We start from the raw sequence: 14,022 nt of genomic DNA on the forward strand, positions 1-14,022 counted from the left end.
TGAAATTCAGGATACACGCAATCGCAATCTGTCCCAAAAAGGCACGGATTATGTCCCATTAGCATTCTGTGAGAAGATGATGGACAAGACTGGATTCAAGCGGTTCCAGCGTACCGCGATACCGAACCTAATCCAGAATGTCGGCCAGGAAAAACTATTTAAATAAGGGATACATAAAACAAAAGCGTCGGGACTGGAGACCGACGCTTTGTTATTTTATTCGATTTTCACTTACGGGGCGATCCTTCGGGAGACACGCCATAAGTTATTACTTACCGAAAACTGCGCTCTGGATCTGCGAACGCGAAACACCGATATCGGCAAGAAGATGGTCGTCCATTGCACCGAGCTCACGGATAGCGCGGCGGCGGGATACGAACTGCTGTACTTTCTGACGAATGTTCATTTGCTTTCTCCTCGTTTGGATGATGGGTAAATAGGCGTTTGCCCAAATTTCCACCACGGATATGATTGCAAATGAGGCATGCGTTTTTGCTTGAGCTCGAAACCTTGAAAAGGTCGAATTTACTTCTTCCTCAAGCAATGAGCTGCTTATAGACTTTAAAAACAGAATTTCAGAAATGTCTTTTGCCAATAGGCTTCTAATCGATTAAGGGAACGATAGGAACGAACCCCTCCCCCCGTTTCTTTCGGACATCGTCATGCTTTATGGTATTTTTCTCGCGTTTGCGTCCTATGCGGCATTCGCTGTCAGCGACGCCTGCGTCAAGTTTCTCGATGGAACGTTATCGCCGTATGAAGTCGCGTTTTTCGGCGCCGTCCTTGGTCTGCTGGCTATCCCTTTTACAAAGAAAGCAGACGATGTCTGGCTGGACATGTTTCGCACAACCAACATTCAGATGTGGCTATTGCGGACCGTAACGGCCGCCATGGGAACCATAGGCAGCGTTACCGCATTCACACATCTCTCCATGGCGGAGGCTTTCGCGCTCATTTTCCTCCTGCCTGCCTACGTGACGATCCTTTCCGTGGTATTCCTGAAAGAGCAGGTTGGCTGGAGGCGATGGTCGGCGGTGCTTATCGGATTCGTCGGAGTTCTTATCGTGCTGCGGCCTGGATTCCGGGAGCTTTCCATCGGCCATCTCGGAGCACTTGCTGCCGGCATGGGCGGAGCGATGAGCATCATCATCTTCCGCGTCATGGGTAAGCAGGAATTGCGCATATCCCTTTATACAAGCGGGTTGATCGGTCCCATCATCATTTGCGGAGCTCTGATGGCTCCGTCATTTGAGGCACCCAACACTGAGCAGTGGATCTACCTCGCAGGCTACGGTCTTCTGGCAGCACTAGCCAATATCCTGTTGATGCTTGCGGCCCAGCGCGCGCCTGCGAGCGCCATCGCCTCTCCGCAATACAGTCAGATGATTTGGGCGATCCTGTTCGGATATTTCGTCTTCCACGACCATATAGACACGCCAATGATGATCGGCATCGTTCTCATCACTATTTCCGGTCTCTTTACTTTCATTCGCGAAAGACAACGCGGCGTGGAGGGCCCTCCGGCTGTGGTTACATCGGAGCCCACCCCGGCGCTTGTTGAAGAACAATCCTGAAAGCAAACCGTGACAAGTTCGCGCTTGTCTCCGGCGTTGCCTCCTCCTACCATGCACGCAGGCCCGTGCCGGATCGATGAAACCGCACCTTAAAAGTGTGCTTAGGACATTGATCCGTTTCAATCATATCGAGACGCTCCGAGCATTTTCCGACAACGATCTGTGTTTGAAGGCGTTCTGACGCGGGCGGAAGCATGAAAGAATATTGTCAAAGGACTAGGAAAATGAACGATAAGCGGGCGATGTGGACCTATTACAAGGGCGAATGGCGTGAAGGGGATGTACGAATTCTAGGCGCAGCCTCGCAGGCGACCTGGCTTGGTTCGCTGGTATTTGATGGCGCACGCCTGTTTGAAGGTGTTACGCCCGATCTCGACCGTCATTGTGCACGCGCCAATGATTCAGCCCGCGCTTTGGGATTGGAGCCCACACTTTCTACCAGCGATATCGAAACATTGGCGCGCGAAGGCCTGAAGAAATTCGCGCCGGGAACAGACGTTTATATCCGTCCCATGTACTGGGCAGAAGAAGGCGACACGAGCACTGTCGCGCCGCTTGCCTCGTCAACGGATTTTGCACTCTGCCTGGAAGCGATCCCCATGGTCGAACCAAAAGGCTTCACTATCACCACTACGTCGTTCCGCCGACCCTATATGGAAGTCATGCCGGTCAATGCCAAAGCTGCGTGCCTCTATCCGAACAATGCGCGCATGCTGCGTGAGGCCAAGGCAAAGGGCTTCCACAATGCTCTGGTGACGGACGTTCTTGGCAATGTCGCAGAAACTGCAACTTCCAACGTTTTCATGGTCCGCGGCGGTGAGGTGTTCACCCCGGCCGCCAACGGCACGTTCCTCAACGGCATCACTCGCCAGAGGGTCATCAACCTGTTGCGCAATGCGGGCATTTCCGTTCATGAAACCGTTCTGAAAATTGACGACTTCCGCCAGGCAGACGAAATCTTTTCTTCAGGCAACATGAGCAAAGTCGTCCCGATCGTCGGTTTCGATGACCGCAAACTGGAATATGGACCGCTGACCAAACGCGCTCGTGCCCTTTATTGGGAATGGGCCCACGCCTGATATCCACACACAACATCTCCGGTCCTCCGACCGGAGATGTTTTTCACCGCTCGCAAATCTGACATCGCCGTTACATGATCGAACATACGCCCCTTTTTCTCGCAATCGCAGTCATTGCGGCATTTCTTGTCGGGCTTTCAAAAGGTGGCTTGCCGTCGGTTGGTACACTTGCCGTTCCCTTGATGGCATTAGTCATATCACCCGTCACTGCTGCTGCGCTTTTGCTTCCGATCTATGTCATCAGCGATATGTTCGGGCTGTATCTTTACCGCCGCCATTTTTCCCCACGCAATCTCGCGATCCTGACTCCCGCCGCGATTCTCGGCGTCGGCATCGGATGGATGTTCAGTGCGCACCTGTCGCCTACATTCATAGGAATGCTGGTCGGCTTGGTTGGTATCCTTTTCTGTTTCAACGCGTGGTTCGGCGCCCGTTATCGTAAGAAAGCCAGAAAGGCGGATGTGCCCGGCGGAGCATTCTGGGGTGTACTTACCGGACTGACCAGCTTTGTCTCTCATTCCGGGGCTCCACCGTTTCAGATGTATGTGTTGCCACAACACCTCCCGAAGCTGGTCTTCGCCGGTACCTCGACTATTCTTTTCGCCATCGTCAACGCCGTTAAACTCGTTCCTTACTGGCAGTTGCAGCAGTTTTCCCACCTCGATACGTCGCTTGGTCTCTGGCTGGTTCCCGCTGCAATAGTCGGTACCTTCGTCGGCGCCAAGCTGACGCGAATAATGCCGGACGGTCCGTTTTTCTTGCTGGTTCAACTGACCTTGTTCGGACTCTCCATCAAGCTGATTGCCGACTGGACCGTGCCTTATCTCTTCGGTTGAATAGTTTCAGCCATCGCTTGCAACGCTTCGTCCCTTCAGTCACGATGCCTGTATCAAGCGCCTTTTGGGAGAGAGGAAGCGGGGATGGCTGATGCTGATGCGATTATCATCGGAGCAGGACTAGCGGGGCTTGTCGCGGCTCACGAGCTGGCTGCTGCCGGGCGCAAAGTCATTCTCCTCGAACAGGAAGGCGAAAACTCCATCGGCGGACAGGCATTCTGGTCGCTCGGTGGACTGTTTATGGTCGACAGTCCCGAACAGCGTCGTCTTGGAATCAAGGACAATATTGATCTCGCACGGCAAGATTGGTTCGGCTCGGCACAATTTGATCGACCCGAAGACCACTGGCCAAAGCGCTGGGCGGAATCTTATCTGGCGTTTGCCGCCGGAGAAATGCGATCCTGGCTCCACAGTCTCGGCATGCGCTGGTTTCCTGTTGTGGGCTGGGCAGAGCGCGGCGGCGCGCGAGCAGATGGTCACGGCAATTCCGTGCCGCGTTTTCATATTACGTGGGGCACTGGGCCCGCCGTCGTTGCGCCGTTCGAACGATCTCTTCGTGAAGCGATCGGCAAAGGGCTTATTACCTTGAAATGCCGCCACCGAGTCAACAGCATAGCCACTACAGACGGACGAGCCAGCGGCGTCTATGGCGAAGTGCTGGCCCCTTCGACCGTTGAGCGCGGGAAACCTTCATCACGAGATGCCGTAGGGGAGTTCGCCTACTTCGCGGACTGCGTGATCGTCACGTCGGGGGGAATAGGCGGAGATCCCGACAAAGTTCGAAGAGCATGGCCACGCGACCGGCTCGGCAATCCGCCGAAAGAAATGGTGTTGGGTGTTCCGGCCCATGTCGATGGGCGAGGCATTGATATCGCGGTAGCCGCAGGCGGTCACGTCATCAATGCCGATCGCATGTGGCACTACACGGAAGGCGTGCGCAACTGGGACCCGATTTGGCCGAACCATGGCATTCGCATTCTGCCGGGACCGTCTTCCATGTGGTTCGACGCCAGGGGTGATCGCCTCCCTGCCCCCTATCTCCCCGGTTTCGACACACTGGGCACGCTCAAACATATTCTATCCACCGGCTACGATTATTCCTGGTTCGTCCTGACGGAGAAAATCATTCGTAAGGAATTCTCCCTGTCCGGATCGGAACAAAACCCGGATATCACCGGCAAGGACTGGAAACTCTTGCTTAAAAGCCGCCTTGGTAAAGCCCCGCCACCTCCGGTGAAGGCATTTCTGGACAATGGAGCGGATTTCGTCACAGCGGTTACGCTTGATGAACTCATTGCAAAAATGAACAGTCTAACGGGAGAAAAGCTTCTCAAGCTTGACCATATACGCGATCAAATCGAAGCGCGGGACCGCGAGCTGATCAATCGCTATTCCAAGGATGCTCAGGTAATGGCGATTCATAATGCCAGGGCCTATATCGGCGATCGTCTTACACGCGCCGTTCCCCTGCATCCAATGCTGGAAGCTTCCAATGGTCCACTCATTGCAGTCAAACTTCATATTCTGACACGCAAGACACTCGGCGGCCTGCATACCGACTTGGACGCCCAGGTTCTCAATTCAGCTGGAGAAAGAGTACCTGGCCTGTACGCTGCAGGTGAGGCCGCCGGTTTCGGCGGCGGCGGCTATCACGGATATAACGCGCTTGAGGGGACGTTTCTTGGCGGCTGCATCTTTTCCGGTCGGACGGCGGGCCGGGCTGCAGCTGCAGCCTCGCTCTAACTCTCGTTCCCTGGCATCGCTCCTAAAGGGCCGCTTCCATATATGAGTTTTTTATTTTTCGGTCCCGGCTTCGCTCTCGAAACCCTATGCCAAACGGCAACATAATGCCCCTGTAAGAAACAGGGAGCCCTCTCGGGCATGATTATGGATTTCTTCGTCCTTGCAATCGGCATCGGCTTTTTTAGCCTGCTGTTCGGCTATTTGCGCATCTGCGAAAGGCTTTGAGGCAGGTCATGATGATCGAATACATCGCCGGCGCTTTGGTCGCCGTCTTCATAGCCGCCTATCTTCTTTATGCGCTTTTGCGACCAGAACGATTCTAAGCGGGTTTCTGGCCGACACCACGTAACCGGCAGCTATTCAGTCCTCGGAAAAGACAATGACCCTTAATGGATGGATTCAGATCCTCGTTTTCTGCGGGATCATCATTTTGCTCGTCAAGCCGCTCGGCGGCTACATGACGCGCGTTTTCAACGGTGAACGGACTTTTCTTTCACCAATCCTGGTGCCTGCGGAGCGCGGGCTTTATCGTCTCGCAGGCACGAGCGAACGCGAAGAGCAGCACTGGACAACCTACACCGTTTCCCTGCTTCTTTTCAACCTGGCGGGCTTTTTGCTCCTTTACGTGCTCCAGCGGGTTCAAGGCTCCCTGCCCTTCAATCCGATGGGCATGAGCAACGTTCCCGCTGATCTCGCCTTCAACACCACCGCAAGTTTTGTCACCAACACCAACTGGCAGAACTATGGCGGCGAAAGCACACTCTCTTACGTGACGCAAATGGCAGGGCTGACAGTGCAAAACTTCGTTTCAGCTGCGACCGGCGTTGCCATCGCCATAGCGCTCATTCGCGCGTTCTCGCGTAAGTCGATGAAGACGCTTGGAAATTTCTGGGTCGATCTTACGCGCTGCACGCTCTACATCCTACTGCCCTTGTGCGTCCTCCTTACCTTGGCTTTCGTCAGTCTCGGCGTGCCGCAAACGATTGGAGCCTATGCCGAAGCTACGACGCTGGAGGGTGCGCGACAGGTGATAGCGCTCGGGCCAGTCGCCTCGCAACTCGCGATCAAGATGCTTGGCACCAATGGCGGCGGCTTTTTCAACGCCAATTCCGCGCATCCTTTCGAAAACCCCGACGCCATTTCCAACCTGATCCAGATGGTTGCGATTTTCGCCATCGGTGCTTCGCTGACCAACGTCTTCGGGCGGATGGTCGGCAACGAGCGCCAAGGCTGGGCGATCTTTGCCGCCATGGGCATATTGTTCGTCGCGGGCGTTGCAGTCTGCTACTGGGCGGAAGCCACCGGCAATCCTCTTATCCATGCACTCGGAATTGACGGCGGCAACATGGAAGGTAAGGAAACACGCTTCGGCATCGCTATGTCCGCGCTATTCGCCGTTGTTACAACCGCTGCCTCATGTGGCGCAGTGATCGCCATGCATGACAGCATGATGGCGCTCGGCGGAATGATCCCCATGATCAATATGATGCTTGGGGAGATAATCATCGGCGGGGTTGGCGCAGGCTTCTACGGCATAGTCCTCTTCGTCGTCGTCGCCATTTTCGTAGCTGGCCTGATGGTTGGGCGAACTCCCGAATATCTCGGCAAAAAAATCGAAGCCAAGGAGGTGAAGATGGCGATGCTGGCCGTCCTTTGCCTGCCGTTGTCCATTCTTGGATTCACGGCCATTGCTTCGGTCCTACCGACAGGTCTGGCGTCAATCGCCAACCCCGGCCCGCATGGCTTCTCGGAAATCCTCTACGCCTATACCTCAGGGACAGCGAATAATGGTTCTGCCTTTGGTGGATTATCCGGCAATACGCCGTGGTACAACATCACGATCGGTCTCGCCATGTTGATGGGAAGGTTTCTCGTCATCATTCCGGCTCTCGCAATCGCCGGTTCGCTTGTCGCCAAGAAAGCCGCTCCGCAATCCGCCGGTACCTTCCCGACAACAGGCCCGCTTTTCGTCGGCTTGCTGATTGGCGTCATTCTCGTAGTCGGTGGCTTGATTTTCTTCCCCGCGCTGGCGCTCGGGCCCGTCGCCGAGCACTTCGCAATGATCAAGGGACAAATGTTCTGATGCTGCGCCCCTCAAACTGCATCCTCTCTATCCTTCTGGCAACGACCGCCATCCTTCTCGCGGTTCAGCTTGCCGGGTTGATCTGAGATTTTCCGAAACGGAAACGTAATTTACTGGAGCCTCCTTTATGAGCCAGTCCAAATCCGCGAGCATTCTCGATGCCCGCATCCTTTTACCCGCCATCGGCGATGCCTTCCGCAAGCTCAACCCGAGGAGCCTTGCACGCAATCCGGTAATGTTTGTGGTTGCAGTCGTTTCACTGTTGAGCACTTTGCTTCTCCTGAAGGACGTTGCCACCAGCAATCCCGATGCCAGCTTCTCGTTCCAGATCGTTCTCTGGCTATGGTTCACGGTTCTGTTTGCGAATTTTGCTGAAGCCGTCGCCGAAGGACGTGGAAAGGCGCAGGCGGACTCCCTGCGCCGCACACGAACAGAAACGCAGGCCAAACTTCTGGATAGTCCGGAAAGCCAAAGCTGGAAGAATGTACCGGGGACCAGTCTGAAGGTGGGTGATGTGGTTCTGGTGGAAGCCAGTGACATTATTCCCTCGGATGGCGAAGTCATCGAAGGCGTGGCCTCCGTTAACGAAGCGGCCATCACCGGGGAATCCGCACCGGTCATTCGCGAGTCCGGCGGCGACCGCTCCGCCGTCACCGGTGGAACACAGGTCCTGTCCGACTGGATCAAGGTCCGCATCACTGCCGCGCAGGGTTCAACCTTCATCGACAAGATGATCAGCCTGGTGGAAGGTGCCGAACGTCAGAAGACGCCGAATGAGATCGCACTCAACATTCTGCTTGCAGGCATGACGCTGATATTCGTTCTGGCCGTTGTGACAATCCCGAGTTTTGCGACCTATGCAGGCGGTTATGTTCCGGTCACAGTGCTGGTTGCACTGTTTGTAACACTCATCCCGACTACAATCGGCGCCTTGCTTTCCGCTATTGGCATTGCGGGCATGGATCGTCTCGTTCGGTTCAACGTGCTTGCCATGTCTGGTCGTGCCGTAGAGGCCGCAGGGGACGTCGACACGCTTCTTCTCGACAAGACCGGAACGATCACCCTCGGCAATCGTCAGGCGACTGCTTTTGTACCTGTCAGCGGCGTAACCGCGCAAAACTTGGCCGACGCGGCACAGTTGGCTTCGCTTGCCGATGAGACACCGGAAGGTCGCTCTATCGTCGTTCTTGCCAAGGAAAAATACGGCCTGCGTGGGCGCGACATGCAGAGCCTTCACGCTCATTTTGTACCGTTCACCGCACAAAGCCGCATGAGCGGGGTAGATGTTGAAGGTTCTGTCATTCGCAAAGGTGCGGTGGATGCGGTGCTCGCCTATGTGGAGCAGAGCAGCCGCGTTGATCAAGGCACCCTGTCCGGACTGCAATCCATCGCTGATACGATCGCCAAGGCGGGCGGCACACCGCTTGCTGTCGCCAAGGATGGTCAACTCCTTGGTGTCGTGCATCTGAAGGACATCGTCAAAGGCGGCATCCGTGAACGCTTCGCGGAACTGCGCCGGATGGGTATTCGTACAGTCATGATTACCGGTGATAACCCGATGACCGCAGCAGCCATCGCCGCCGAAGCCGGGGTGGACGACTTTCTGGCGCAGGCAACGCCTGAAAACAAACTGTCTTTGATCCGCGAGGAACAGTCCAAGGGCAAACTTGTTGCAATGTGCGGCGATGGCACCAATGATGCCCCTGCCCTTGCGCAAGCTGATGTAGGCGTGGCCATGAACACCGGCACGGTTGCCGCGCGTGAAGCAGGCAATATGGTCGACCTCGACAGTGATCCCACGAAACTCATCGAAATTGTTGAGATCGGCAAGCAATTGCTGATGACGCGGGGGGCACTGACCACATTCTCCATCGCCAATGACATTGCGAAGTACTTTGCAATCATTCCGGCGATGTTTCTGGCCTTTTATCCGCAGTTGGGCGCGCTCAACATTATGGGATTGGCTTCTCCACAGAGTGCCATTTTGTCGGCCATCATCTTCAATGCCCTGATCATTGTGGCCCTGATCCCGCTTTCGTTGAGAGGCGTCACCTATAAGCCGGTCGGCGCAGGCGCTCTCCTTTCGCGTAATCTTTTAATCTACGGACTCGGCGGTGTCGTCGTGCCGTTCGTGGGCATCAAGGCCATCGATCTGGCGATTATCACCCTTGGCCTCGTATAAGGATAAGCAAAAATGCTGAAACAACTTCGTCCAGCGCTTGTCATGATCGTGTCGCTTACCGTTATAACCGGATTACTCTATCCGCTCGGCATGACCGGCATCGCCCAAGCGATCTTTCCGGCGAAAGCCAGTGGCAGCCTTATCGAAAAGGACGGCACAATCATCGGCTCCCAATTGATCGGCCAGAATTTTACCAGCGATCGGTATTTTCACGGTCGGCCATCTGCCGCAGGAAAAGACGGTTACGATGCCGCAAGCTCCGGTGGTTCCAATCTGGGCCCAACCAATCCAAAGCTCATTGAGCGGATTAAAGCGAACGCCGCGGCCCTTGCGCACCAAGAAGGCTCTACAGAACCACCGATTGACCTCGTGACAACATCTGCAAGCGGTCTTGATCCGCATATCTCCCCGGAGGCAGCCTTCTATCAGGTGCCTCGCGTTGCAAAGGCACGCGGGATTGATGAAGCCGCATTGCGCCGGATTGTAGAGCAACAGATCGAACCTCGTGAACTTGGATTCCTCGGGGAGCCGGTGGTCAATGTTCTCGAGCTGAACCTTGTTCTGGACAGGGACGAAACCAAGTAGAATAACTCGGGCGGCAAGATTTGCCGCCCTTTCCTGTTAGGAGCCTTGTTTGACATCGGACCCGCTTCGTTTCGGCGAAAACAGACCCTCCCCGGATGCTCTGCTTGAACAGGCGGAACGCGAGACGCGTGGCCGTCTGAAGATATTTCTCGGTGCTGCGCCAGGTGTCGGCAAGACCTATGAAATGCTGATGTCGGGCCGCGCGCGCAAAGCTGATGGAATAGATGTCGTCATCGGCATTGTCGAAACGCACGGACGAGCGGAGACTGAAGCCCTTACTGAAGGGCTTGAAATCATTCCTCGCGCGCGCGTTGCATATCGGGGTCATCAACTCGAAGAAATGGATATCGATGCGGTTCTGGCGCGCAAGCCGCAGCTGGTTCTGGTAGATGAACTTGCACATACGAATGCGCCCGGCAGCAGGCATCCCAAGCGGTATCAGGATGTAGAGGAAATTCTGGCGCGCGGTATCGACGTTTACACAACGCTCAATATCCAGCACGTCGAAAGCCTGAATGATGTTGTGGCGCAGATCACCCGTATTCGCGTGCGTGAAACTGTGCCCGACAGCATAATCGACCGTGCCGACGACATCGAACTGATTGATCTCACCCCCGGAGATCTCATTAAACGGCTCAATGAAGGCAAGATCTACCTTCCCAAGACAGCGAAACGGGCGATCCGCAATTATTTTTCCCCCGGCAACCTGACAGCGTTACGCGAACTGGCGCTGCGCCGCACCGCCCAACGTGTAGACGAACAGCTTCTCAGCCATATGCGCGCTCATGCGATAGAAGGGCCCTGGGCGGCAAGCGATCGCATATTGGTCGCCGTCGATGACAGTCCGCGCAGTGTATCGCTTGTTCGCTATGCCCGTCGGCTTGCAGATCGCCTTCGCGCCCCATGGGCCGCAATCCATATCGAAACCGCCCGTTCTGCGGGGCTCGCCGATGAAGCAAAGGACAGGCTTGCAACGGCGTTGAGGCTTGCCGAACAGCTTGGCGGGGAAACGATCACCATTCCGGGCCAGTCAGTAGCCGAAGACATTGTTCGCTACGCTTCAGCTCACAACTTCACTCAGATCGTAGCCGGAAAGTCCATAAAGTCGCGTTGGCGCGAGATGATTGACGGGTCCGTCGCGCGCGAGCTTGTCCGGCTTTCCGGTGCTATCGATATTCATATAACAGCCGGGGTCGAGCACGAAAATGGGAGCGCCAGCCGCAAGATAAACACCGCCCGGCACAACACACCGCCCGATGTAACGCCCTATCTGATCGGCATGGCAATGACCGGCGTAGCCCTTGTTGTCGGGCTGTTGCTCGATCAGTTTTTGGATGTGCGCAGCATAGCGCTGGTATTCGTTGTTGGCGTTCTTGGTGTCGCAGTCACCCTCGGTCTTTGGCCTGCGCTTTTTGCATCCGTAATCAGCGCATTCGCCTATAACTTCTTTTTTCTCTCGCCACTTTACACGCTTTCAATCGCCGATCCCGAAAGTGTCGTAGCGTTGGTTTTCTTCCTGTTTGTGAGCGTTATCGCCAGCAATCTGGCAAGTCGCGTCCAAAGGCAGGCCGCGGCTGCGCGACAACGCGCGCGCATGACGGAAGATCTGTATCTCTTCAGTAAAAAGCTGGCAGGAACAGGTTCAATTGATGATGTGCTCTGGGCAACGGCATTCCAGATCGCATCCATGCTCAAGGTAAGGGTCGTAATTCTGCTTCCCGACGTTAACAGCATTGCTGTCAGGGCCGGTTATCCGCCAGATGATACTCTGGACGATGCTGATATAGCTGCCGCGCACTGGACCTGGGAGCATGACTTGCCGGCAGGCCGCGGCGCCAATACGCTGCCGGGTGCAAAGCGGCTCTATCTGCCTCTCAAAACTGCACGAACGTCCGTTGGCGTTATCGGTCTCGATAATGATCGTGTGGGCCCAATTCTCACGCCTGAGCAACAGCGTCTCTTCGAAGCTCTGGCCGATCAGGCAGCAATTGCCATCGAACGCGTTCAGCTTGTTGGCGATGTAGAGCGGGCAAAACTGGCCGCCGAAGCTGACAAGCTGCGTTCGGCATTGCTCACCTCCATCTCGCACGATCTGAAGACCCCTTTGGCTGCCATTCTCGGAGCCGCGACGACACTGCGCGACTATTCCGCATCTTTGCCGGACGCCGACCGATCAGAGCTTGTTGCAACCGTCGTGGATCAATCTGAACGCTTGAACCGCTTCATCGCCAATCTCCTTGATATGACCCGCATCGAAGCCGGTGCGATGAAGCCTAATCTCTCGCTTCATTTTGTTGGAGACCTGATCGGGGCTGCACTCAATCGTGCATCCAGGATACTCGCCTGCCATCAGGTCAACGTCGCGGTTCCAGTCAATCTGCCGATGGTCCACCTTGACGCCGTCCTGTTTGAGCAGGCTTTATTCAATCTGTTCGACAACGCCGCAAAATACGCTCCGGAGAATTCGCCCATTACGGTTAAAGCTCACGCGGATACATCCAACATAACGCTGGAAATCTCGGATCGAGGCCCAGGGATTCCTCATGACGATCTGGAGCATGTGTTCGATACGTTCTATCGTGTGCGTAAAGGAGATCACGTTCAGGCTGGCACCGGACTGGGTCTTCCTATCGCACGCGGTTTCATCGAGGCGATGGGAGGCTCCATCCGGGCAGGTAACCAACAAGAAGGTACTGGCGCTGTATTTACGGTCACCTTGCCCATTCCCGCTGATGAAGTTGACAGGGATTCATGAACGATCCGAAGCTCAAGATTCTAGTTGTCGATGACGAACCAGCCATCCGCAAATTGCTGCGGGTCGGACTGACAACAGAAGGCTATACCGTTGTCGAAGCTGCAGATGGCAGCCAAGCTGACGAACGCATTGCAATGGATAAGCCCGACATCGTGGTGCTCGATCTGGGCCTTCCTGATACCGACGGCCATACTCTGCTCCAACGCTGGAGAGAGAACGGAATAAGCTTGCCAATTCTCATCCTCTCGAGCCGCACCGATGAAGCCGGGATTGTCCGCGCCCTTGAAGAAGGGGCAGATGACTACATCCCGAAACCTTTCGGAATGAAGGAGCTTGCCGCTCGTCTTCGGGTCGCCTTGCGGCATCGACTACAACAGCAGGGACAAAAGCCGCTTTTCCAATGTGGTGGTCTGACCGTCGATCTCGTGCGCCGCATTGTAAAACTGAACGGCGAAGAAATTAAGCTGTCGCCAAAAGAATATGATATCCTGAGCTTGCTCGTACAGCATGCAGGGAAAGTGCTGACTCACCATTTCATCTTAAGCCAGGTCTGGGGACCGGCGGCTGACGTGCAATATCTTCGCATCTATGTCCGCCAGCTACGGCAGAAGATTGAAAAATCGCCGGATCAGCCGCATTATATCCTGACCGAAACAGGCGTCGGTTACAGGCTGCGCGAAGCCGATCCCGCTCTTTGAGGCAACCGGAACCAAGGCTTCGCGAAAGCGTTGTTTGACAAATAGCCAAGGTGACGGAGGCGAGCGTGGTCGAGTTGGTCAACAATATTGAGAATTTGGAATTTATTATCGCCAAGGCTCGGGAATATGATGTTCAGGTTCCCGCTACCGATGAAGACTCCGGATCCAACGCCAGCGATGACAACGAAGTTGATATTCTCGATGCCTCGCTGACCAATCCCACTCGAAAGGAACTTTTTGCGGCTATTCGTTCTCTTAACATAGACGAACGACAGGAACTGCTGGCGCTGATGTGGGTAGGACGGGGTGATTTCAGCGTCGACGAATGGGACGAAGCCCTGTCAACCGCTGCCGACCGCGATAATGGTCGGGAGGCCAAGTATCTTATCGGCACACCACTTCTCGGAGATTATCTTGAGGAAGGGCTGGCCGCTTTGGGCGTCGAGATTGAGGCTTACGATAATGAATAAGAAAAATTGATGCTTCC

The 14,022-nt window shown here is 55.2% G+C and carries 12 protein-coding genes; 11 read left to right on the top strand and 1 reads right to left on the bottom strand.

Annotation, left to right across the window (positions count from 1 at the left end; translation table 11 throughout):
• Nucleotides 1-268: 268 nt before the first annotated feature.
• A complete protein-coding gene (locus ACOWVS_RS08680; protein ID WP_006471330.1) occupies nucleotides 269-406 on the bottom strand; it encodes a DUF1127 domain-containing protein in 138 nt (45 codons plus the stop codon).
• A 256-nt stretch (nucleotides 407-662) separates the two neighbouring features.
• Here ACOWVS_RS08680 and ACOWVS_RS08685 point away from each other — a divergent pair, with 256 nt between their 5' ends.
• From ACOWVS_RS08685 to ACOWVS_RS08735, 11 genes are all read left to right on the top strand, one after another.
• Entirely contained in the window at nucleotides 663-1,574 is a 912-nt protein-coding gene (locus ACOWVS_RS08685) for a DMT family transporter (protein ID WP_075041864.1), read from the top strand.
• 224 nt (nucleotides 1,575-1,798) lie between these two features.
• Nucleotides 1,799-2,653, top strand: coding sequence for a branched-chain amino acid aminotransferase (locus ACOWVS_RS08690; RefSeq protein ID WP_031346972.1), 855 nt, complete (start codon nucleotides 1,799-1,801; stop codon nucleotides 2,651-2,653).
• 74 nt (nucleotides 2,654-2,727) lie between these two features.
• Nucleotides 2,728-3,489: a sulfite exporter TauE/SafE family protein gene (locus ACOWVS_RS08695; RefSeq protein ID WP_006469027.1), complete on the top strand. Its 762-nt coding sequence runs from the start codon at nucleotides 2,728-2,730 to the stop codon at nucleotides 3,487-3,489.
• Between the two features lie 84 nt (nucleotides 3,490-3,573).
• The gene (locus tag ACOWVS_RS08700) at nucleotides 3,574-5,232 is read left to right on the top strand and encodes an FAD-binding dehydrogenase (protein ID WP_063621079.1); all 1,659 of its coding nucleotides are present in this window, start codon (nucleotides 3,574-3,576) and stop codon (nucleotides 5,230-5,232) included.
• 236 nt (nucleotides 5,233-5,468) lie between these two features.
• Nucleotides 5,469-5,555 (top strand): K(+)-transporting ATPase subunit F, encoded by an 87-nt coding sequence (gene kdpF, locus ACOWVS_RS08705; protein ID WP_353390991.1) that lies wholly within the window; start codon nucleotides 5,469-5,471, stop codon nucleotides 5,553-5,555.
• A gap of 56 nt (nucleotides 5,556-5,611) precedes the next feature.
• Complete coding sequence (kdpA, locus tag ACOWVS_RS08710) at nucleotides 5,612-7,315, top strand: potassium-transporting ATPase subunit KdpA (RefSeq protein WP_006469030.1); 1,704 nt, start codon at nucleotides 5,612-5,614, stop codon at nucleotides 7,313-7,315.
• 127 nt (nucleotides 7,316-7,442) lie between these two features.
• Complete coding sequence (gene kdpB / locus ACOWVS_RS08715) at nucleotides 7,443-9,497, top strand: potassium-transporting ATPase subunit KdpB (protein ID WP_006469031.1); 2,055 nt, start codon at nucleotides 7,443-7,445, stop codon at nucleotides 9,495-9,497.
• 12 nt (nucleotides 9,498-9,509) lie between these two features.
• Nucleotides 9,510-10,082 (top strand): potassium-transporting ATPase subunit KdpC, encoded by a 573-nt coding sequence (gene kdpC, locus ACOWVS_RS08720; protein ID WP_006469032.1) that lies wholly within the window; start codon nucleotides 9,510-9,512, stop codon nucleotides 10,080-10,082.
• 49 nt (nucleotides 10,083-10,131) lie between these two features.
• On the top strand, nucleotides 10,132-12,837 hold the full coding sequence (locus ACOWVS_RS08725; RefSeq protein ID WP_006469033.1) for a sensor histidine kinase: 2,706 nt from the start codon (nucleotides 10,132-10,134) through the stop codon (nucleotides 12,835-12,837).
• Nucleotides 12,834-13,535 (top strand): response regulator transcription factor, encoded by a 702-nt coding sequence (locus ACOWVS_RS08730; RefSeq protein ID WP_006469034.1) that lies wholly within the window; start codon nucleotides 12,834-12,836, stop codon nucleotides 13,533-13,535. Before ACOWVS_RS08725 ends, ACOWVS_RS08730 begins: the two co-directional genes overlap by 4 nt.
• A 65-nt stretch (nucleotides 13,536-13,600) precedes the next feature.
• Complete coding sequence (locus ACOWVS_RS08735) at nucleotides 13,601-14,005, top strand: DUF3775 domain-containing protein (RefSeq protein WP_006473150.1); 405 nt, start codon at nucleotides 13,601-13,603, stop codon at nucleotides 14,003-14,005.
• The last annotated feature ends 17 nt before the right edge of the window (nucleotides 14,006-14,022 follow it).

This window comes from Brucella sp. IR068 (assembly GCF_049065885.1).
Classification (GTDB): domain Bacteria; phylum Pseudomonadota; class Alphaproteobacteria; order Rhizobiales; family Rhizobiaceae; genus Brucella; species Brucella intermedia.